Here is a 575-nt window from a genome sequence, read left to right as displayed (position 1 = left end):
GTCGTCCCGGGGTGGGCGGCATGAGCGCCGCGCAGGCCCTGCCCCGTCCTGTCCCCGCGGGCAGGCCGCAGCGCGCGACGGAGTCCACCTCCCCGCCGCGCCTGCGTGTGGTGCGGCCCCCGGCGCAGTCCCGGTCCCGGGCCCCCTTCGTGCTGCTCTGCATGGGCGTCCTGGCTGCCTCGCTGCTGGGCACGCTGCTGCTCAACACGGCGATGGCCCAGGGCGAGTACGAGCGCTTCTCCCTGCAGACGAGGTTGGCGACGTCGGCCCAGAACCAGCAGGAGCTTGCCGAGGCGATCGCGGTCGCGGAGTCACCCGAGCAGCTGTCCCGGGCCGCACGCGAGCTCGGGATGGTGCCCTCCGGTGACCGGGGCTACCTGCGGCTGGCCGATGGTGCGGTCCTGGGCGACCCGACACCGGCGGTGGAGGAGCCGTGACCAGGTCGGGCGGAGACCGGACGGGTCGCCGCCCGAACGGCGCACCGTCCGGTGGCGGGGGCCGTCCCGGTGCCCGGAAGCCACCGCCCACCCCGGCGCGCGCGTCCAACCCTCCGCGGCCCCGCGGAGGTCCGGTGG

General features: G+C 76.9%; 1 protein-coding gene. It reads left to right on the top strand.

The genetic code is table 11. From position 1 onward, the window contains the following. A partial coding sequence (locus N869_RS15870) for a hypothetical protein (RefSeq protein WP_232229870.1) occupies positions 1-437 on the top strand: 437 nt, incomplete at its 5' end. Positions 438-575: the final 138 nt, after the last annotated feature.

The sequence above is a fragment of the Cellulomonas bogoriensis 69B4 = DSM 16987 genome (assembly GCF_000767165.1).
Classification (GTDB): domain Bacteria; phylum Actinomycetota; class Actinomycetes; order Actinomycetales; family Cellulomonadaceae; genus Actinotalea; species Actinotalea bogoriensis.
Note: the sequence above shows the minus strand (reverse complement) of the source record. Positions and strands in the feature narration are given on the sequence as shown.